General features: G+C 43.0%; 16 protein-coding genes, 2 tRNA genes and 1 rRNA gene. 10 read left to right on the top strand and 9 right to left on the bottom strand.

The genetic code is table 11. The annotated features are described in order from the left end of the window. Window position 1: 1 nt before the first annotated feature. On the bottom strand, window positions 2–616 hold the full coding sequence (locus ACK2WI_RS11980; RefSeq protein WP_409151009.1) for a hypothetical protein: 615 nt from the start codon (window positions 614–616) through the stop codon (window positions 2–4). Window positions 617–708: 92 nt separating this feature from the next. Further along, the gene (locus ACK2WI_RS11975; protein ID WP_409151008.1) at window positions 709–2,853 is read right to left on the bottom strand and encodes a TonB-dependent receptor; all 2,145 of its coding nucleotides are present in this window, start codon (window positions 2,851–2,853) and stop codon (window positions 709–711) included. Window positions 2,854–2,991: 138 nt separating this feature from the next. Here ACK2WI_RS11975 and ACK2WI_RS11970 point away from each other — a divergent pair, with 138 nt between their 5' ends. From ACK2WI_RS11970 to ACK2WI_RS11955, 4 genes are all read left to right on the top strand, one after another. Then, window positions 2,992–4,056, top strand: coding sequence for an aminotransferase class I/II-fold pyridoxal phosphate-dependent enzyme (locus ACK2WI_RS11970; protein WP_409151007.1), 1,065 nt, complete (start codon window positions 2,992–2,994; stop codon window positions 4,054–4,056). Between the two features lie 199 nt (window positions 4,057–4,255). Beyond that, window positions 4,256–4,543, top strand: coding sequence for an HU family DNA-binding protein (locus tag ACK2WI_RS11965; protein WP_093099732.1), 288 nt, complete (start codon window positions 4,256–4,258; stop codon window positions 4,541–4,543). 9 nt (window positions 4,544–4,552) lie between these two features. Beyond that, window positions 4,553–5,404 (top strand): hypothetical protein, encoded by an 852-nt coding sequence (locus ACK2WI_RS11960; RefSeq protein ID WP_409151005.1) that lies wholly within the window; start codon window positions 4,553–4,555, stop codon window positions 5,402–5,404. Window positions 5,405–5,685: 281 nt separating this feature from the next. Beyond that, a complete protein-coding gene (locus ACK2WI_RS11955; RefSeq protein WP_409151004.1) occupies window positions 5,686–7,239 on the top strand; it encodes an Rne/Rng family ribonuclease in 1,554 nt (517 codons plus the stop codon). A gap of 37 nt (window positions 7,240–7,276) precedes the next feature. Here ACK2WI_RS11955 and miaA read toward each other — a convergent pair whose 3' ends face one another. Genes miaA through ACK2WI_RS11940 form a run of 3 tightly spaced genes read right to left on the bottom strand, consistent with a single transcriptional unit; the run spans window position 7,277 to window position 10,181 of the window. Beyond that, on the bottom strand, window positions 7,277–8,209 hold the full coding sequence (miaA, locus tag ACK2WI_RS11950) for a tRNA (adenosine(37)-N6)-dimethylallyltransferase MiaA (RefSeq protein WP_409151002.1): 933 nt from the start codon (window positions 8,207–8,209) through the stop codon (window positions 7,277–7,279). Further along, on the bottom strand, window positions 8,188–9,360 hold the full coding sequence (locus ACK2WI_RS11945) for a Gfo/Idh/MocA family protein (RefSeq protein WP_409151001.1): 1,173 nt from the start codon (window positions 9,358–9,360) through the stop codon (window positions 8,188–8,190). Before ACK2WI_RS11945 ends, miaA begins: the two co-directional genes overlap by 22 nt. Before the next feature lie 53 nt (window positions 9,361–9,413). Further along, window positions 9,414–10,181, bottom strand: a complete 768-nt coding sequence (locus tag ACK2WI_RS11940) for a hypothetical protein (protein ID WP_409151000.1) — start codon at window positions 10,179–10,181, stop codon at window positions 9,414–9,416. Between the two features lie 78 nt (window positions 10,182–10,259). Between ACK2WI_RS11940 and def the strand changes: the two genes are divergently transcribed. Then, on the top strand, window positions 10,260–10,847 hold the full coding sequence (gene def / locus ACK2WI_RS11935) for a peptide deformylase (protein WP_313367198.1): 588 nt from the start codon (window positions 10,260–10,262) through the stop codon (window positions 10,845–10,847). Window positions 10,848–10,888: 41 nt separating this feature from the next. On the opposite strand, the gene ACK2WI_RS11930 is transcribed toward def, so the two are convergent. From ACK2WI_RS11930 to ACK2WI_RS11915, 4 genes are all read right to left on the bottom strand, one after another. After that, a complete protein-coding gene (locus ACK2WI_RS11930) occupies window positions 10,889–11,878 on the bottom strand; it encodes an endo alpha-1,4 polygalactosaminidase (protein WP_409150999.1) in 990 nt (329 codons plus the stop codon). A gap of 85 nt (window positions 11,879–11,963) precedes the next feature. Further along, window positions 11,964–12,572: a trimeric intracellular cation channel family protein gene (locus ACK2WI_RS11925; RefSeq protein ID WP_313367202.1), complete on the bottom strand. Its 609-nt coding sequence runs from the start codon at window positions 12,570–12,572 to the stop codon at window positions 11,964–11,966. A gap of 117 nt (window positions 12,573–12,689) precedes the next feature. Further along, the gene (locus ACK2WI_RS11920) at window positions 12,690–14,471 is read right to left on the bottom strand and encodes a M56 family metallopeptidase (RefSeq protein ID WP_409150998.1); all 1,782 of its coding nucleotides are present in this window, start codon (window positions 14,469–14,471) and stop codon (window positions 12,690–12,692) included. 2 nt (window positions 14,472–14,473) lie between these two features. Continuing rightward, window positions 14,474–14,836, bottom strand: a complete 363-nt coding sequence (locus ACK2WI_RS11915; protein WP_093100175.1) for a BlaI/MecI/CopY family transcriptional regulator — start codon at window positions 14,834–14,836, stop codon at window positions 14,474–14,476. Window positions 14,837–15,041: 205 nt separating this feature from the next. Between ACK2WI_RS11915 and ACK2WI_RS11910 the strand changes: the two genes are divergently transcribed. The 5 genes from ACK2WI_RS11910 to ACK2WI_RS11890 all read left to right on the top strand — a co-directional run bounded on the left by ACK2WI_RS11910 (window position 15,042) and on the right by ACK2WI_RS11890 (window position 19,150). Further along, window positions 15,042–15,962, top strand: coding sequence for an NADP-dependent oxidoreductase (locus ACK2WI_RS11910; protein WP_409150997.1), 921 nt, complete (start codon window positions 15,042–15,044; stop codon window positions 15,960–15,962). Between the two features lie 44 nt (window positions 15,963–16,006). Next, window positions 16,007–16,360 carry a TfoX/Sxy family protein gene (locus ACK2WI_RS11905; RefSeq protein ID WP_409150996.1) on the top strand — a complete coding sequence of 118 codons (354 nt, stop codon included), beginning with the start codon at window positions 16,007–16,009 and terminating at the stop codon, window positions 16,358–16,360. Window positions 16,361–17,295: 935 nt separating this feature from the next. Then, a 16S ribosomal RNA gene (locus ACK2WI_RS11900) occupies window positions 17,296–18,823 on the top strand. A 171-nt stretch (window positions 18,824–18,994) separates the two neighbouring features. Next, window positions 18,995–19,071: transfer RNA gene (locus ACK2WI_RS11895), tRNA-Ile, on the top strand. 5 nt (window positions 19,072–19,076) lie between these two features. Further along, window positions 19,077–19,150, top strand: a tRNA-Ala gene (locus ACK2WI_RS11890). The last annotated feature ends 3 nt before the right edge of the window (window positions 19,151–19,153 follow it).

Below are 19,153 nucleotides of genomic sequence, written 5' to 3'. Positions count from 1 at the left end.
ATTATTTACATTCTTTTAGAAGTGCTTCTGCTCTATCTTTTCCCCAAGATGGATAAAAAGCAGGGTCAGTTTTTTTAGTGTCAAATAAAGGTAATGCTTTTTGGATACTTTCGCATTCCTCCTTGGTGTCACCACCCATAAATTTCTTCGATTGCATACTGAATTCCGCCAATCCAATGATAGCGCGAGGATTATTTGGGTCCATTTTTATCCCTGCTTCATAGTCTCCCATTATGGATGGACTAAGGATGGCAGCTTTGCTCATCGGGTCGGATATCATGTCTGATGTGGTGGCCAATGCTCTAATGACTAGCCATTCTGAATTGAGGTCTTTACCTTCTTTTGGGATTAATTCTCCGATTTTCTTTAAAGCATTCGCTTTCTCAGTTTCATCTTTTATCTGGAAGGAATTTGTTACCAAGGTCAGCGCTTGGTAGTATTTTGGTATCCAATTGTCTTTTTCTACTTGTGCTATTCGCTCAAATTGGGCGCTTGCTTCCTTCACTTTGCCGTCTTTCCATGCCTGTAGTGCTTCGCCCATAGCTTTTTCATAATTTCCTTGTGCAAATACGGAAAAGCTGATTAATGTCAATAAAGTGCAGATTAGAGTTTTCATGTTGTGCGTTTTTTAGTTTATATAAAATTCTGATTATTGTTGATGCCTATAAAATCCAATAGGATGAACTGTTGAATTAGCGGGATGAACTGTTATAATTGATCCAGCTGATTGTCTTTTTTGTTCTTGCTGATGGTCCAAAAGAAGCCTAAGAATGCAAATCGTTTGGCGGTAGGGATCATGGCCCTCCCTTCAAACTGTCCTGATGGATTGCGGGTGTCGCTATATTCATAGCCATAGATGGGCCTGTTGCCCAAGATATTGGTGACGGAGAAAAAGAGGATCTTCTGCTGGGTCAGGAGAAATGACCAACTGAAGGATAGGTCGTTTTGGGCTTTGGTCATGGATTGCATAGAACCATTCAGATTAGGATTGTTGTAGGGTCTTCCGGAGATATAGGTGTTCGTGAGGCCTAACTGGGAGCGCCAGTTAGCAACCCAATACTTACCGACGATGGAGAAATAGTGCTTGGCCAGATAGCTCGGTTGGACTGCATATTCGTAGTTTCTTTCTAACTTCTTGGGATCTGTGAAGGAGTAAGATATCCAATACTGAAGGTTCGGGATGGTCTTGCTGTCCTTCCAGAAAAAGTCGATTCCTTTCACTTTTCCGTAGCCATTGTTGGCAAAGGTTGAGTTGTATTGCGGGATAAAGCTGTTGTAGGTGATCAGCTTGTCGTAATTCTTGACAAAGCCTTCTAAGCGCAGCATCTGACCTTTCTGGTTGAAAGTGTAATTGAAAATATAATGTTCGGCAGATTGCCATTTCAAATTACTGTCGAACTTAAAGATATCTGGATCGGGATCCTGATGGTACTTGCCATAGGAAAAAGACACCATGTGGTTTTTGGAAGGGATATAAGCCAGTGCTGCCCTCGGTTCCAAGGTGTGCTGGTCTTTGAAATTATCCACATATCGCAAGCCTACATCAAGGCTCATAGTGGGGAGGAACTTATATTGTGCTTCGCTGGACACTGCTCCCATAGAACGCTTAAATCCATAAGAAAAGGGGGTATCATTGCCCTGACTGAACTTTTCATCCACATCATTGTAAAAATGTTCCGCTCCAAACATCAGGTTCCAACGGTTTGCATTCTTTTTGAACAAAGCCTTTGCATGGCTACCTATTTCCTTTGTTGGGATTCTGAATTCATAATAATGCAAGTTGCGGTCTAGATAACTTACTCCTAATCCTGTTTCCAGTTTCCAATTTGACGGCAAGTAATAGACTAAATTACTGTTCAGGTAGTAATTATTTGACTTGATCGCTGTCTTGATATCCTGGGAATATTGAACGCTATAATCTGTAAAGCTGAAATCTTCCGCAGCGAATGACGCATAAAGATTGAAAAAATGATGTTTGCCTTTATTTCTGAAGATAGCTTCTCCGGAGGCTTGCTCATAAGGTTTATGCCAGGTAATGTTCTGGTTGATTAAGCTGATGTATGGCTTGAGATTGGTATAACTTGCATTAAGGCTCAGGGAACTGTTTCCCCATTTCTGCGAATTGCTCAATCCTAGACCTACGGTCGAGAAAGAAAGCTCTGTTTTAGGTTCTTCAATGACTTGTGAGCTGGTCAGGTTCAATATGCCGGAGAGTGCATTCCCGAACTCAGCGCCATAGCCTCCTGTAGAGAAATTGGTCCCCTTGAAAAGGAAAGGTGAGAATCGGCCACGCACCGGAACGCCATTAGCTGATGCGGTATAAGGCTGACCAACCAATATTCCGTTGATATACGTTTGGGTCTCACTAGGATCCCCACCGCGGACCATCAATCTGCCGTTTTCTCCAGCAATTTGTGCTCCGGGTAATTTGCCTAGGGCCGCCACGATATTCCCCATGCTACCCGCAGTCGTTACGATATCCATTGGACTCACCACCGCGCCATTCTGGTTCCCAACACTCAATTGTCCTGCCCTGACCGTCACGGCCTCGATCTGATTGTCTTCCGCAATTAAGGTGATCTCCAAAAACAAGCTGTCTTTCACTTCGATTTCGATAGATTTACCGCCATACCCGACCGAGGAGAATTGCAATACCTGCTTGCCCGTTGTTTCAGTCTTGAAATGAAAGGTGCCAGTCGATTCAGTCGATGCACCATCATAGCTACCGGAAATAAAAACATTCACATTGGAAATCGGCTGCTTTTTAAGGTTGATGACTTTTCCGCTAATAATCTGTGCATTAGAAATAGTGCATAAAAAAGAGAGGAGGAGCAGGGCTATTAATGGTTTCATGTGCTGGTTTTTTTCAATTTTAGGCTTAATAAAAAAGATGAAAAACATTAAGTGGCTGAACTGTTGGAATTAAAGGATGAATCGTAAAAAGGGGAGTTTGAAAGGTTTTTGTACATTTGCTTTCAGATAACATTTGCCATGACCTCCTTTAGAAATCTTCAACAAACTACGGGAAGAATTATTAGCCTTGACGGTACTGACTACCACTTTTTTGGTGGCACTGCCTATCTCGGATTATTGGATAATCCAGAATACATCAAACTTTATAAAAAAGGGATAGACCTGCTTGGGCTCAATAATGGAACCTCCAGAACCAACAACGTCCAACTTGGGATCTACCAAGAAACTGAGTCTCATTTGGCAGAGCGTTTTGGTTTCGAAGCCGCAGCCTTACTGTCCAGCGGCTATCTTGCCGGACAGGTTTCGGTGCGAAGCCTTTGCAAAGGAATGCAGGTGATCTATGCACCAGGTAGCCATCCAGCGCTATGGTTGGATGAAACTCCTATTGTGGAAGGGGATTTCGATCAATGGGCAAAGGCTACAGTAGAGTTTATTAACAATTCCGAGAAGCAGGATTTTGCAGTCATATCCAATTGTATTGACAATCTCACTCCTCAGCACTTTGATTTTTCCATCTTTAAGGAATTACAAACGGATAAAAACCTGCTCTTGATCCTAGATGATTCCCATGGAATAGGCGTCTTGCATAAGAACAAAGTTTCAGCTGACCTGTCGGCATTGAAAAAAGATAATATCGAAATCGTTGTGCTTGCATCCTTAGCGAAAGGTCTTGGAACGGATGCTGGGGTTGTTTTGGGGACAAAGAGCACTGTTGATAAGATCAAAAAGCATCCTATTTTCAATGGAGCATCACCGACCGCACCTGCGGCGCTTTATGCCCTGTTACATGGTCGGGATATTTATGAAGAAGCATTCGAGAGGATGCAGTCCAATACCAGTTTATTGGCATCGATTATTCGGGAGACCTCATTGAGTCATATTGAAAATTTTCCGGTATTTAGTTCGACCCAGCCGTTACTTTACAGACATTTGTTGCAAAAAAAGATTGTGATCTCCAGTTTTCCCTATCCATTAGCGACAAGTCCCCTGTTAAATCGGGTTGTTGTATCTGCTTTACACTCAGAAGCTGACATTCGTCATATAGGAGAAATATTGTGTTTAGAAAGTTCATTAATACTTTGATAGTCAATAAAATAATTGTAGCTTTGCAAGCCTTTTGAAATGTAAAATTGGGGAGTGTTGTACTAAATCATTGAATGATAGTGGTTTGGATTTTAAAAAATCACAAAAATATTTCCATTACTCATTTTAAAAAGATACTTTTGCATCCCCAAACGGGCTGATAGGCTTAGGGTATAGATTAATTAGAGTAAAAATAGATATGACTAAAGCAGAAATTATTGCAGAGATCTCTAACAAGACTGGTTTAGAGAAGGTTGATGTACAAGAAACCGTTGAAGCATTCTTCAAAGTAGTTAAAAGCGCTATGATTGGCGGTGAGAATGTGTACGTAAGAGGTTTTGGAAGTTTTGTGGTAAAAAAGAGAGCTGAAAAAACAGCACGTAACATTTCTAAAAACACAGCAATTATCATTCCTGAGCACTACGTGCCTAGCTTCAAACCTGCAAAAGTATTTGTAGAGAAAGTAAAGAACGGAAATAAGAAATAATTCATTTTCATGAAAAACACCAAGCAAATCCAGATCATCGTTGTAGCAGCAGTAGTCCTTGTTATCGGATTCCTATTGTTTAAACCTGTGAAGGGCTTGGTAGATGAAGAAGAAAAAAATGCAGCAGCTACAACTTCTCAAGCTGAAGCTGCTGCATCTCAGTTTAACCTGAGTTCTGTATCTGAAGCTGCTAAGCGTGGATTGAACCCAGCTATTGTCAACGAAATCACAGATCTAGAGGCAAAAGCCAATAAAGCAGAAGGTTCCGAAAGAGTGAAACTTTATCAACAACTTGCCGATAAATGGAACGATGTGGAAAAACCTGCTCCTCAAGCCTATATTTATGAGGAAATGGCTAATATTGACCCTAAATTTGAGTACTACTTGAAATCTGGCGACAATTACCGTAAAGGATATACCAATCTTCAAGATACTGTCTTAGCAAGTGCCTTAAACCAGAAAGCTATTGAAGTTTATCAAAAAGCTGTAGATTTAAACGGCTCGAGCTTAGATGCAAAAACCGGATTAGGGGCAGCGATGGTTACTGGAACCAACAACCCGATGGCTGGTATTGCTATCTTGAGAGAAGTTGTTCAAGCTGATCCAAAAAACCTAGAGGCTAACAAAACCTTAGGTTTGTTCTCATTACAGTCACGTCAATTCGACCGAGCGATCGATCGTTTCAAAATTGTAATTGAACAAAAACCTGATGCCGAATCATATTTTTATTTGGCAACAGGCTATGAAAATATAGGGATGAAGAACGAAGCTATCGCTGCTTTCCAAAAAAGCAAAGAACTGGCTGCCGATCCTAGTCTCTCCCAGTTCATCGATCGCAGGATTGAAGAACTAAGTAAGTAATTAACAATTTTTTTTAAAATCATTTAAAAACATTAAAGCTATGCCAAGCGGAAAAAAAAGAAAAAGACACAAAATGGCTACTCACAAACGTAAAAAACGTTTAAGAAAAAATAGACACAAGAAAAAATAGTTATAGGGCGTTAGCCTTATAAATCATGTGATACAATCTATGATCGATTATCCATCATCATAGATTGTTTTTTTTCATTAAACGGTTTTATGTTTAACCGGACAACATTCGTTGTGGAGCGAGTCCACAACTGTCCTTAATTAAGTAGCTGTTGGTAAAGGAATTAATTATCGATTCAGTCCCCGATAAGGGGGTGACTATTGCTTTACTACAGGACAAACAACTAGTTGAACTAAACAGGGAACAAGCTGGCAATCACTATGCCGTGGGTGATATTTACTTAGGGAGAGTAAAGAAAATCATGCCCGGACTGAATGCCGCATTCGTAGATGTAGGCTACGAAAAAGACGCTTTCCTGCATTACCTCGACTTAGGGCCTCAAGTACAATCCTTGATCAAATTAACAAGGGTAGTAAAGAATGGCAGTTATCAAGAGAAACTGCTCAATAGTTTGAAGCTTGAAAAGGACATTGACAAGGCTGGAAAAATATCTGATGTTTTAAGCCGTAACATGTTATTGCCAGTACAGATAGCCAAAGAACCTATCTCGACTAAAGGACCAAGGTTAAGTTCCGACTTATCCATCGCTGGTCGATTCGTCGTCCTGGTACCATTTTCAAGTTCGGTTTCCATTTCCAAAAAGATCAAAGGCAGCGCCGAAAGAAATAGACTCAAGAAAATTGTAGAAAGCATTAAACCTGCAAATTTCGGTGTCATTATCCGTACGGTATCTGAAGGTAAGGGAGTCGATGAACTCCAAAAGGACCTTCTAGACCTGATCTCTAAATGGGAATTGTTTACCAAACGCCTTAAAACAGCTGAACCCCCTCAGAAAGTACTGGGTGAGTTGGACAGAGCGTCCACCATCCTGCGTGATATCCTCACCGATGAATTTACTCATATCTATGTCAATGATAATGAAATCTACGAGGAAGTAAAATCATATATTCAAGAGATCTCTCCTGATCTGGAAAAAATAGTCAAATTCTATAAAGGGAAAGAACCTATTTTTGACCACTTTGGAGTTGAAAAGCAAATTAAGGCGTCGTTCGGCAAAACTGTAAACCTGCAAGGCGGTGCTTACCTGGTGATTGAACACACCGAAGCCCTCCACGTCATCGACGTCAATAGCGGAAACAGAATTGCCAACAAAGAAAATCAAGAAGATAATGCGCTCCTTGTAAACAAGGAAGCAGCAAAAGAAATTGCCCGTCAGCTTAGGCTGAGGGATATGGGCGGCATCGTGGTAATCGATTTTATCGATATGCACAAAGCCACCAACCGGAAAGAGCTGTATGGTTTCTTGAAGGAATGTATGGCCAGCGACAGAGCCCGTCATACCATTCTCCCTCCTAGTAAATTCGGATTAGTCCAGATCACTAGGCAAAGAGTTAGGCCTGAAATGAGCATTGTGACCAATGAAAAGTGTCCTGCTTGTGACGGAACCGGCGAAATTAGATCCAGTATCGTTTTATTGGATGATATTGAAAACAATTTGAGTTTTATTCTTCAGGAACAGAACGAAGTAGGGGTTACCCTTTGTGTACACCCTTATATCGCTGCCTACATCAAATCTGGTTTTATCTCCAGAAGAATGAATTGGTTTCTAAAATATTGGAAATGGATTAAAGTGAAGGAAATGAGTTCATATCATTTGACCGAATTCCACTTCTTTAACTCCAAAGACGAAGAAATAAAGTTGTAAAAAAAGCTGGTTGCATTATGCAACCAGCTTTTTTTCTTTATAGCAGATTGATCCAATGGATCTTTAAGCCATCTTTTTCCATTTTCCTGAAATAGGTCATCTGCCGCTTTGCAAATCTATGGATCTCCGTCCGTAGCTTTTCCGTGAATTCTTCCAAGGTCAGTTCACCCAATAAATGCAGTGAAGCATATTTATATTCCAATCCAAACCATTGCAACTGCTCATGGCTGATTCCTTGTTCCAACAAACCTTCAACCTCTGCTAACAAACCTTCCTCCATTCTACTTTCTAAGCGTTTGTCAATCCGAGCTCTCCTTATTTCCCGATCAGGGGAAAGCCCAAGGATCATAAAATCCTTGACAAGTTGACCCTTCCTTTCCGGTACCGGATGATGTTCTAAGAACAGCAAGATTTCCAATGCACGAACCAATCGTTTATGGCTGTTCCAATCGATGTTGAAATCGTCAGGAATGTTAAATTGGTTGATCCACTCAATAAGAGCCTCTTTGGAGAGAAGGGAAAGCTCCACTTGCAACTCCTTATCCTTAGGAACCTGGCTGTAGGTCTGTTCTTGTAAGATACTTTGTATATAAGAACCAGTTCCACCGCATAGGATCGGCAATTTTCCACGCTGTTTTATTTCTAAAAATGCTTTCTGGAAATCTCCCCGGAACTGATCCACATTATAGTTCTCCTTCGGCTCAACGATATCAATAAGATGGTAGGGGATATCTTGGTATTCGATTAGGTCCTTGCCCGTTCCGATGTCCAATTGCTTATAAACTTGCCTAGAATCGGCAGAGATAATCTCGGCATCCATGGCTTGGGCCAACTTGACCGCGAGTTTGGTCTTTCCGGATGCCGTCGGACCCAAAAAGATCAGAAGAAAATCAGGCGAAAGAAACTCTTCCGCCTGCTGTATAGATTCAATAAGTTCTTGAATATTGCTTATATCACGAACTTGGTCCATTTTTCATTACTTGCGTTGCTAGCTACAACGGTATCAATAAATGCCATACCGCGTACTCCATCATTCACATTTGGAAAATCCAATTGCTCAGGAGTAGGAGTTTTACCATCTTTTTTAGCCGCTACTGTTGCCGCAAAATTACGGTAGATATTTGCAAAAGATTCCAATAGTCCCTCTGGGTGACCCGCAGGAATTCTAGTGTTATGAATTGCAAATGAACTCAAGGTAAATGGTGCTGCATAGGCGTTTCCAGTGCGGTAATACTGTCTAGGCTGATCCAACATCTTTACGATCAAATTGTTAGGATCCTCATTTGCCCATTCAAAACCTCCTTTTTCACCATAGATACGCATTCTAACTGCATTTTCCTCACCAGCACAGATTTGCGAAGCGGTCAATACGCCTTTTGCACCTTCGGTAAAATGCAATAATACTGAACCATCATCATCCAATTGGCGGCCTTCAACAAATGAAGTCAAATCAGCACAAACCTCCGTGATCCTAAGTCCAGTAACATATTCCGCCAAATGCGCTACGTGCGTACCGATATCGCCCATTGCCAATGATTTTCCAGAACGTTTTGGATCTGTACGCCATGCAGCGCCAGCATTTCCTTCACGCTCAGTCAGGCGGCTTAACCAGCCTTGCGGATATTCTACCAATACTTTGCGGATCTTGCCAAAGTGACCATCTTTCACCATTGCCTTAGCCTGTTTTACCATTGGGTATCCTGAATAAGTATGCGTCAAACATAGGGTGCGACCAGTGCGCTCCACAATTGCCTGCAATTCCAATGCTTCTTCTAGGTTTAGGGTCATTGGTTTCTCAACCACGACATCAAATCCACTTTCCAAAGCTAGTTTAGCCGGCTCAAAGTGTAAAAAGTTCGGTGTTACGATCGTCACGAAGTCCATGCGCTCTCCTTCTGGCAATTGCGACTCCTTCTCGATCATTTCTTGGTACGTCAAGTATACTCTTTCTTCAGGAACAAATAAGTCCTCGCCCGATTGTAAAGAAATTTCTCTATTTATACTGAAAGTACCACATACTAATTCTATTTTGCCATCCATAAAGGCAGCAATTCGGTGTACAGCTCCTATAAAGGCATCGTTTCCACCACCGACCATGCCCATGCGAAGTTTTCGTTTCATAAGGAATAAATTTCGATTGATTAAGCAATAAATATAATAAAATAAAGCTGTTTTTAAACAGCCAATACTAATTTAATGCTTCCTGAATTCTGCGATAGGTAACCATTTGGATGGTTCTCAGTCATTTCCAGCAAGTGTTCTTCGCTTTCGATAAGATATTGCTGTTGGTCCGCAATCCAAAAATTTGCGCCTTCGCGAGATCCCATTTCCTGAAAGCCGATGGTCTTGAGCGAGGAGTCCTGTGACCAGTCCTGATCTACATAGGTCATGATATCTCCCGGATGGAAATCTTTGATAAATGCTCGGATCAGTTTGGATAGCCCACCGATAATGAGATGGTCAGATTTATGGCAAAAACGTAACAGTTCAAAAGAGCGATATTCCTCTGCTTTGTCTTTCATCCTTCTCCCGCCGCTAAATACGGCTATGGAAACCAATTCGCCTTCATAGAATAGTCCATATCTATATTTTCCAGGCAGGGGCACTTGCAAATGATGTTCTTGTAGGAAAGATAGACTTTGTTTCTTATCCAATCGTGCTGCTACAGTCGATCTTGCATGCAGTTTTTTTGCCTTTCCTGCCAGTACCTTCAGTCTATTCTTTATTTTGGTGCCCTCTTGTTCGAGTTGCCCCAATGAAATCAGGATGTACCTATTCCCAGATACTTCGGGTCTTTCTGTAAACTTTTTATAGATAAAGATGTCAAAAGGAAGGGTAGGGCAGATGATATGGGAATAATCGTCCAGCTCTTCTCCATGCGCAGCAGGATCTAAGTCCTGTTGAATAAAGCTTAATAGATTGCGGATTGCTGGATTTTCCATCCTGCAAAAATAAGCCAAATCATTCAATATGCGAGCTGTGCTAAATTATTAATACCTTTGTACCGTAAACAATAACAGATGAAATTACCTATAGTAGCGTATGGAGATCCAGTTTTGCGTCAGAGAACGGAAGAGATCGATGAGGATTATCCAGAATTAAAACAATTGATAGATAATATGTTTGAGACCATGTATGCCGCAAATGGTGTAGGCATTGCAGCTCCGCAAATTGGTTTACCGATCCGCTTATTCGTCATTGATGCCAGCCCTTTTGGCGAAGATGATGAAGATGGACCAGGTGATCCAACGGCAAAGGATTTCAAACGTGTTTTCATCAACCCTATCCTTGTTGAAGAAAGTGGTGATAAATGGGCATTCTCTGAAGGCTGTTTAAGTATTCCACATATCAATGAAGAAGTGTTGAGAAAGAAAGATGTGGTCATCAATTATTTAGATGAAAATTTTGAAGAACAGGAAGAAGAGTTGACAGGTTTGGCAGCTCGTGTGGTTCAACATGAATATGATCATATCGAAGGAAAACTATTTATCGACAAACTTGGTCCATTGAAAAAGGCCATGTTAAAAAGTAAATTAGATTCGATTTCAAAAGGGCAGGTCAAGGTTTCTTATAAGATGTCCTTCCCCCAGATGAAAAAGAAAAGATAAATAGAAAAGCCAGATTCAAATCTGGCTTTTCTATTTATCAGTTATTGCAAGTCTTCAAAATAATTGAAGGCATCGATGATATCGAGATAAGCCCCATCAAATCCCGCATCCAATATTTTTTTCAAATAGCTCTGATCATTACCATATATAATGGACTGCCATTCTTTGTCCCAATACTTCACTTTAAAATTGCCCTTCCAATCGGGGTTTTCCGCTACGATCCAACTCGGTCTGTTCTGTTGCCAAGACGCATTCCAATATGGCCGGTAGTCTTCGGCTTCGCCAATAGACATATAAGAAATCAGCAATCGACTACCGCCGTTTGCCTTTTTCCTCAATTGGGAAAGCTCTTGACCCGTGAATGCCTGTCCATCTGAAAAGTACAGGTCCATGATCAAGACATCGTAATTCGTGGCTGTTACCGCTTGGATAAAGGACTGTTTCGACGCAAATCCACTGGGGTTGATCAGATAGAGGAAATTCTTGACCTCCGAAAGTTTTTGGATGTTCAGTTTATTTTCATGCTGTACAGGCACATTGGGAATAATATTTAATTCACGTTCAGTTGCAGCAAAGGATATAAAGCCTCTTTCTTGGTTCCAAGTATAGGAATTGCTAATGTTTTTGGCGGTAGAACAATAATCGCTGACCAAGATCGTATTCCCTGCCTGTTTAGAGATATTCAGGTACTTTACTAATCGGTTGGTCTCGGCCGGATCAGTTGCCTTGTCATCTTCATCGTATCCAAAGAATAGGTCCTCTTGTCCATTGCCATCTATCGCGTTCAGGTAATCTTCAGCCGGCGGGCCTGTAGGCTCCTCATTTTGGGAGACCAACTCGATCCCATTCTGCGGAATAATAAGGAAATTAGCTTTTTCTTGTTTGGCATATTTGCTCAGTCCAATCACAAAATTTCGCATCTCTTGCCTATAGTCCTGATCGGGTTCGGGGCTAAAGCCTTCATTTTTGGAACAAGCCGTTAAAAGACCTGTGCCTATCATCAATAAGAAAAGGGATTTTCCTAAGTTCATATCGGATCATTTATACCGTGTTTGAATAAAACGGAATAAAGAGATATTTAATATACTTTAACAAAAATTTAGCTTAACTAACTGCTTAATTTATCGGCCTTACTGTTGGCAGGGATAGATTGTAACGGACCGAAAGGAACCGGATGCCGAAAACCACAGCGGCACTGATAAAAGCATTCAAGTTTGTATGGAGTGGAGTAAAGGTAAGGAGCACATAAGTTATGGCGCCCGCCAAGCAGGCCGAGGCATAGATCTCCTTTCTCAATATCAATGGCGTGACGTTCATCAATACATCACGAATCACACCGCCCATACATGCCGAAAACATACCCAGCATCACGGCTGCAATCGCGCTGCTCTCGTATGCCAAGGATTTCTCAACGCCTACCACGGTGAAGAAACCAATCCCCAAAGCGTCGAATAGGAACAATGTGCGGGCAAAACTGTCTAGGTGCCTGTTGAATAGGATGGAGATAAAGACCCCCACAAAGATGGCGATCAGGTAATTCCCATCTTCCACCCATACCGGCCGGATATTGAGAAACACATCACGCAATGAACCACCGCCAATTGCCGTAACAAAACCCATGAACGTCGCTCCAAAAATATCGATCCCATATCGGTTTGCCGCCATCGCGCCTGAAATGGCAAATACCATGGTCCCCAATAAATCAATGTAATAAATCAATTCCATTCAATTCAGTTTACATCCTTTTGCAATAATACATAAAATATGAAATTCTCTGAATTAAATAAAAAAAGGCCTCGAGCGAGGCCTATTAAACTAAACAACGAAACAATGATCTATATATTAAATTTTGGAAAGTCCTTTTTTGGCTTTTAGCTCATTCAATTCTTTCTGGTATTTTTTGTTGATCTCTTTAAATTCTTCTGAATCTTCCAATTCCTTCCACTGCTTGGTTTTCTCTTTCCACTCAGGACTGTTGAAATACTCTTGGATTTTCTTGCCGTCTTCTTGGATTTTTTGCATCTGTGCTTTCCATTCTGGCGAATTGAAATGATCCTTTAGCTTGGCAGATTCCTTCTCTATATTGGCCATTTGTCTTTTCCAATCCTCGCTCTCAAAGTACTTCGAAACCTTGGCTGACTCTTTTTCAATATTTTCCATTTGCTTTTTCCATTCTGTTGAATTGAAATATTCGTTCACCTTACTGGATTCCTTTTCGATATTGGCCATTTGTTTCTTCCATTCAGGTGAGTTGAAGTGTTCTTTCAGCTTAGCAGATTCTTTCTCTATTTTTGCCATCTGCTGTTTCCACTCCGGACCCTCAAAATAGGCACTTACCTTTTTGCTTTGCTCTTCTATATTCTTTACCTGAGCTTTCCACTCGGGTGAATTATAATATTCTTGGATCTTTTTACCCTGCGCCTGAACCGATCTGATCGTATTGCGGACATCTACTGGCAATTCATTGGTGTCCGTGATCACATTGCCTTTATAAACAAGCTCAGATTTGACCTTGGCAGGAGTAACCGGTTTTTGTGCCGGTTGCGGCGTCAATGGTTTCACGGTGTCAATGATCAGCTCATTCGAATGATCGGTCCAGTTCCAATCAGCTTTTATTTCCTCTGCCTGTGCCTCATTCGTTGGGATAATCAACGCTAAGGTTAGTATCGCTAAACCGCTAAGCAATACAGCCAGTAACTGCGGTCTCACGTTTTTATAATTTGTTTCCATTTTGGTGATTCTTTTAATCCGGTTCAATAAATGATTTTTGTTTCCCGTAGCAGCCAAGGTTAGATGCGGATTCATGCTCATGCGCAATTCTTCCAGTTCAACCAATGCCTGTGCATAGGATATCGGGGTGGATACATGTTGCACGACCATATCATCGCATGCATGTTCTCTTTCTCTTTCCACTACTTTGGACAAGGCCCAGATAAATGGATTGAAGAAAAGTACCGTTTCAATGCCCACCTTGAGAAGGTTGAATAAGTAATCTTGACGTTTTACATGGGCCAGCTCATGCATGAGAATTGCTTCCACCTGTGCCAGCTCCATTTTGTTGGCGTAGGCAATCGGGAAGAGGATAAACGGTCTCAAATGACCCAGGGTGATCGGCACACTGATCTTATTGGAAAGATAGATCCCTACGGATTGTCTAACATCCAGTTTTTTCTTGGCTTGATAATAGAGGTTAGTCCATTTTTCCGGGACAGAATCCAATCCCTTGAATTTTAATCTTTTCAATTGGATCAAGCTATTGGTCAGGAGGACGATTTGGACAATAAATCCAAAAACATAGCCTGCCACAACATAAGGTAATAAGCTTTCTAATTTAAAACCGTCCTGTTGGATGTTGGCCATGATGTTTTTTAGGTCCTCAGGATTCAGGGTTCTTAAGTCGATGAATTGGGTCGCGTTCTGGTAGAAGTAGATAAATGTTGCTATAAAGCTCACAAAAATCGATACCTGTGTACCTAAGGCTGCATTATGCTTCGCCTTTGCGCTGATGTTGGATTGTGAAAGTGTATATATACTATATATAATATACCAAATTGCAGCTTGCCATATAGAATGCAGAATGCTCCAGCCTAATGCATTGCCAATATTGATAGTTAGATTTTCCATGGCTAGTTTTGTTCAAGTTTCTTTAAAAATGCTTTGATTTCATCAAGATCTTCTTTGCTGGCCCGTTCATTTCCCAGGGCCTGCATCACCAATCTTGCTGTCGAACCATTGTAAACGGAATCGATCATTCTATCCAACATCTTTTCTTGAATTTCCTCCTGCACCAATTCCGCTGTATACAGATGGGTCTTTGAACTGGTGTCTCGAGTCACCATCCCCTTGTCATGCATGATCTGCATCAGCTTGAGGATTGTTGTATAGCCCACATCTTTTTTATCCAAGGTTTCAAATACCTCCCTTACACTGCTCTGTCCCTTTTTCCAAAGGACTTGCAATATTTCCATTTCGCTTTCTGTTGGTTTCATACGATGATTGTTAGTATCTACGAATGTTTTCGTATTCAAATGTACGAAGCGTTTCGTATAATCCAAATATTTTAAGAAATATTTAACATTTAAATATCATAATCTCTTGATAATTAGTATTTAAAATTCATTTTCGCCCGATTTATTCATTCAAAAATGTTAAATTGAAAACATTAATCGACATCCGATTATCTTATTTAATAATATGAAAGCTATAGTATATCATGAATTTGGGAGCCTGTCTTCCGGCGAGTATAAGGAGCAGCCTGCTCCAGAAATCAAATCAGGTACATTGAAAATTAAAGTAGCCTATGCGGGGATAATCCCATTCGACATCAAGGTCCTTGACAAAACCATTCCTATGCCGCACCTGAAATTTCCTTTTATTCCGGGGGCCGAGTTCTCTGGCGAAGTCTTGGAAGTTGCCGATGACCTGATGGGATGGAAGCGGGGAGACCTGGTCTGTGGTAACCCAAAGAAATATGGAGGCGCCTTTGCCGAAGAGTTTGTGGTCAAGGCTGATGAAATCTGTAAAGTACCAACTGGTATGGCTATGTCCTTGGCGGCAGCCTGTCCGGTTTCTGCTCTTGCAGCCTGGCATGGATTGTTTGATGCCGGTAAATTGGAAGCCAATCAGAAGGTACTGATCGTAGGGGCCTCCGGAAATGTCGGTTCCTTTGCCGTACAGTTTGCCAAACAGAAAAAAGCCGAGGTCTATGCCGTTGGTTCTTCTCGATATGAATTTAATGTGCTCGATCTAGGAGCTGACCATTATCTTGACTATAAAGCGGATGATTACCTCAAAGGACTTCCTGCTTTTGATCTGGTCCTCGACATGGTGGGCGGTAAAGCCCAGGATCAATTGATACCCTTGTTAAAGAAGGGAGGAAGGATCGTTAGCCTCGTGCAAGAACCAAATGAAGATCTGGTCAAGGAATATCAAGTCCAGGCACACTTGCTCAATTCGGGACCAAACCCAAAAGAGCTTGAAAAGATCCTGGATCAAGTCACTAAGGGTATGATTAAAGTAAAGGGGGTCGAGGAGTATCCGCTCCAAGATGCCGTTCAGGCTTTTGCTGCCATGAGCGATAAGGATAAGAATTCTAAGTGCCTGCTGAAAAACTAAAGGGTATGGAATTTGTTTTTAGGATGATCATCTATATATAATACATGGCATATAATGAAAGACTAGCCGATTCGGTGCGAGCATACCTGGCAGAGCATACTGAACTGAAAGTAGAAGAAAAGGCAATTTTCGGCGGGATAGCCTTTTTGGTAGATGGCAAAATGTGCATCAATGTAGGTGAGGACCAGTTGATGTGCCGTTTTGACCCCAAAAACACGGAAGAGTACAATAATAAGCGCGGAGTTCAGCCCATGATCATGCGCGGCAGATTGCTTGATGGTTATTGCTATGTGGATCCCGAAGGCTATAAAAGCAAAGAAGATTTCGAGTTTTGGATGAATACCTGCCTAGCTTATAATCCAGAAGCCAAAGTTTCCAAAAAGAAGAGAACCAAGTAAAACTGCAAACATAATTTATAGGTGCCTCGGAAATGAGGTGTCTTTCTAGGTGGCTGGTTCGGGAAAGCTCCGGAGATGGCAGCTGGAATGCCCACAGCGTGCCCGAGGACGCATAGGAGATGGCATGGTTTGCTTTTCGAGATTTCGGAAGGCGGGTCGAATGGGGTCAGCTGGAAAGGGAGGGAGGATTTTTGGACCAGGGTTCCGATCCACGGTAGGGGCGAATCGAATTCGCCCGCCCCACGCATCTGAACCAGGATGGAGGGGATCCGAGGATGGGCCAAGATCTGGGCAGGGACCAGGATCCCCCGGATGGGAGGATATCCCAGGAGCGTGGCGTACCGTTTCCGTCCCCCATGGCCCCCTTTTGCCCCTTTTTCGCTGTCCCTTGTAAAATTTATCTGGCAATGCTTCAGCGAGTTATGCCCTTCGCCGAAAAATACTTTTGCGGTACCCTTGGAAGTGAAGGTATTTTGTCCCTATCTTTGCACCACTCCGCAAGGGAGGGACGGCCGCAAGGCCACTGAAATTAGGGAAGGAAAAAGGGATGAGGGAAGGCCGAAACTGGCACTACCGAGACCACCGGAAAAGACCACCAAAAAATATTTCAAAAAAGATTTTGCGGTCTCGAAAAAGGTTCCTACCTTTGCAGTCCCAACCAAGGGAAACAGCGACGGACGCGATGTCCGGAGCGGAAAAAAATGACAGATTGCGACCTTCCATTCCGGAAGGGACACAACATAAAAAAGCCGAAGCGAGATGCCCAGGCGCGATAAGTTCTTTAAATGATCATGTAGCGCAGCGACCCGTACGAGAGTACGGTAGCTGAACAAGATTTACAAAATCAATTCAGGTATCCCGGAGCGGGAGGAAAACATTTTTTTAAGACAACGATTCTATTTTTTATAAATAGTCTTGGTCTTACACTTCATTTTACAATGGAGAGTTTGATCCTGGCTCAGGATGAACGCTAGCGGCAGGCCTAATACATGCAAGTCGGACGGGATCCATCGGTAGCTTGCTACCGATGGTGAGAGTGGCGCACGGGTGCGTAACGCGTGAGCAACCTGCCCATATCAGGGGGATAGCCCGGAGAAATCCGGATTAACACCGCATGACACTGCTTTCCGGCATCGGGAGGCAGTCAAATATTCATAGGATATGGATGGGCTCGCGTGACATTAGCTAGTTGGTGGGGTAACGGCCCACCAAGGCGACGATGTCTAGGGGCTCTGAGAGGAGAATCCCCCACACTGGTACTGAGACACGGACCAGACTCCTACGGGAGGCAGCAGTAAGGAATATTGGTCAATGGGGGCAACCCTGAACCAGCCATGCCGCGTGCAGGACGACTGCCCTATGGGTTGTAAACTGCTTTTGTTAGGGAATAAACCCCGCTACGTGTAGCGGGCTGAATGTACCTAAAGAATAAGGATCGGCTAACTCCGTGCCAGCAGCCGCGGTAATACGGAGGATCCGAGCGTTATCCGGATTTATTGGGTTTAAAGGGTGCGTAGGCGGCACTTTAAGTCAGGGGTGAAAGACGGCAGCTCAACTGTCGCAGTGCCCTTGATACTGAAGTGCTTGAATGCGGTTGAAGACGGCGGAATGAGACAAGTAGCGGTGAAATGCATAGATATGTCTCAGAACACCGATTGCGAAGGCAGCTGTCTAAGCCGTTATTGACGCTGATGCACGAAAGCGTGGGGATCGAACAGGATTAGATACCCTGGTAGTCCACGCCCTAAACGATGATGACTCGATGTTTGCGATATACCGTAAGCGTCCAAGCGAAAGCGTTAAGTCATCCACCTGGGGAGTACGCCCGCAAGGGTGAAACTCAAAGGAATTGACGGGGGCCCGCACAAGCGGAGGAGCATGTGGTTTAATTCGATGATACGCGAGGAACCTTACCCGGGCTTGAAAGTTACTGAAGGGCGCAGAGACGCGCCCGTCCTTCGGGACAGGAAACTAGGTGCTGCATGGCTGTCGTCAGCTCGTGCCGTGAGGTGTTGGGTTAAGTCCCGCAACGAGCGCAACCCCTATGTTTAGTTGCCAGCACGTCAAGGTGGGGACTCTAAACAGACTGCCTGCGCAAGCAGAGAGGAAGGCGGGGACGACGTCAAGTCATCATGGCCCTTACGTCCGGGGCTACACACGTGCTACAATGGATGGTACAGCGGGCAGCTACACAGCAATGTGGTGCCAATCTCGAAAAGCCATTCACAGTTCGGATCGGGGTCTGCAACTCGACCCCGTGAAGTTGGATTCGCTAGTAATCGCGTATCAGCAATGACGCGGTGAATACGTTCCCGGGCCTTGTACACACCGCCCGTCAAGCCATGAAAGCTGGGGGTACCTAAAGCATGTAACCGCAAGGAGCGTGTTAGGGTAAAACCGGTAATTGGGGCTAAGTCGTAACAAGGTAGCCGTACCGGAAGGTGCGGCTGGAATACCTCCTTTCTAGAGCCCGCTCCGGGGGAGCTGCGCCACATACATGATCTATACAGAAAAAAGAAGACATTCAGAAGAAAGTGCCCACCCTGTGGGACAGTATCCAGTATTAAGTATTTAGTATTTAGACAGTGGTACTGCCCGACGAACGGTGACACCGAGAGATGAGAGAGATAAGCTAGTCCCGTAGCTCAGTTGGTTAGAGCACTACACTGATAATGTAGGGGTCAGCAGTTCAAATCTGCTCGGGACTACCACACACGGGGGATTAGCTCAGCTGGCTAGAGCACCTGCCTTGCACGCAGGGGGTCAACGGTTCGAATCCGTTATTCTCCACAG

It is taken from the genome of Sphingobacterium sp. BS-2 (assembly GCF_046161205.1).
Taxonomy (GTDB): domain Bacteria; phylum Bacteroidota; class Bacteroidia; order Sphingobacteriales; family Sphingobacteriaceae; genus Sphingobacterium; species Sphingobacterium mizutaii.
Note: the sequence above shows the minus strand (reverse complement) of the source record. Positions and strands in the feature narration are given on the sequence as shown.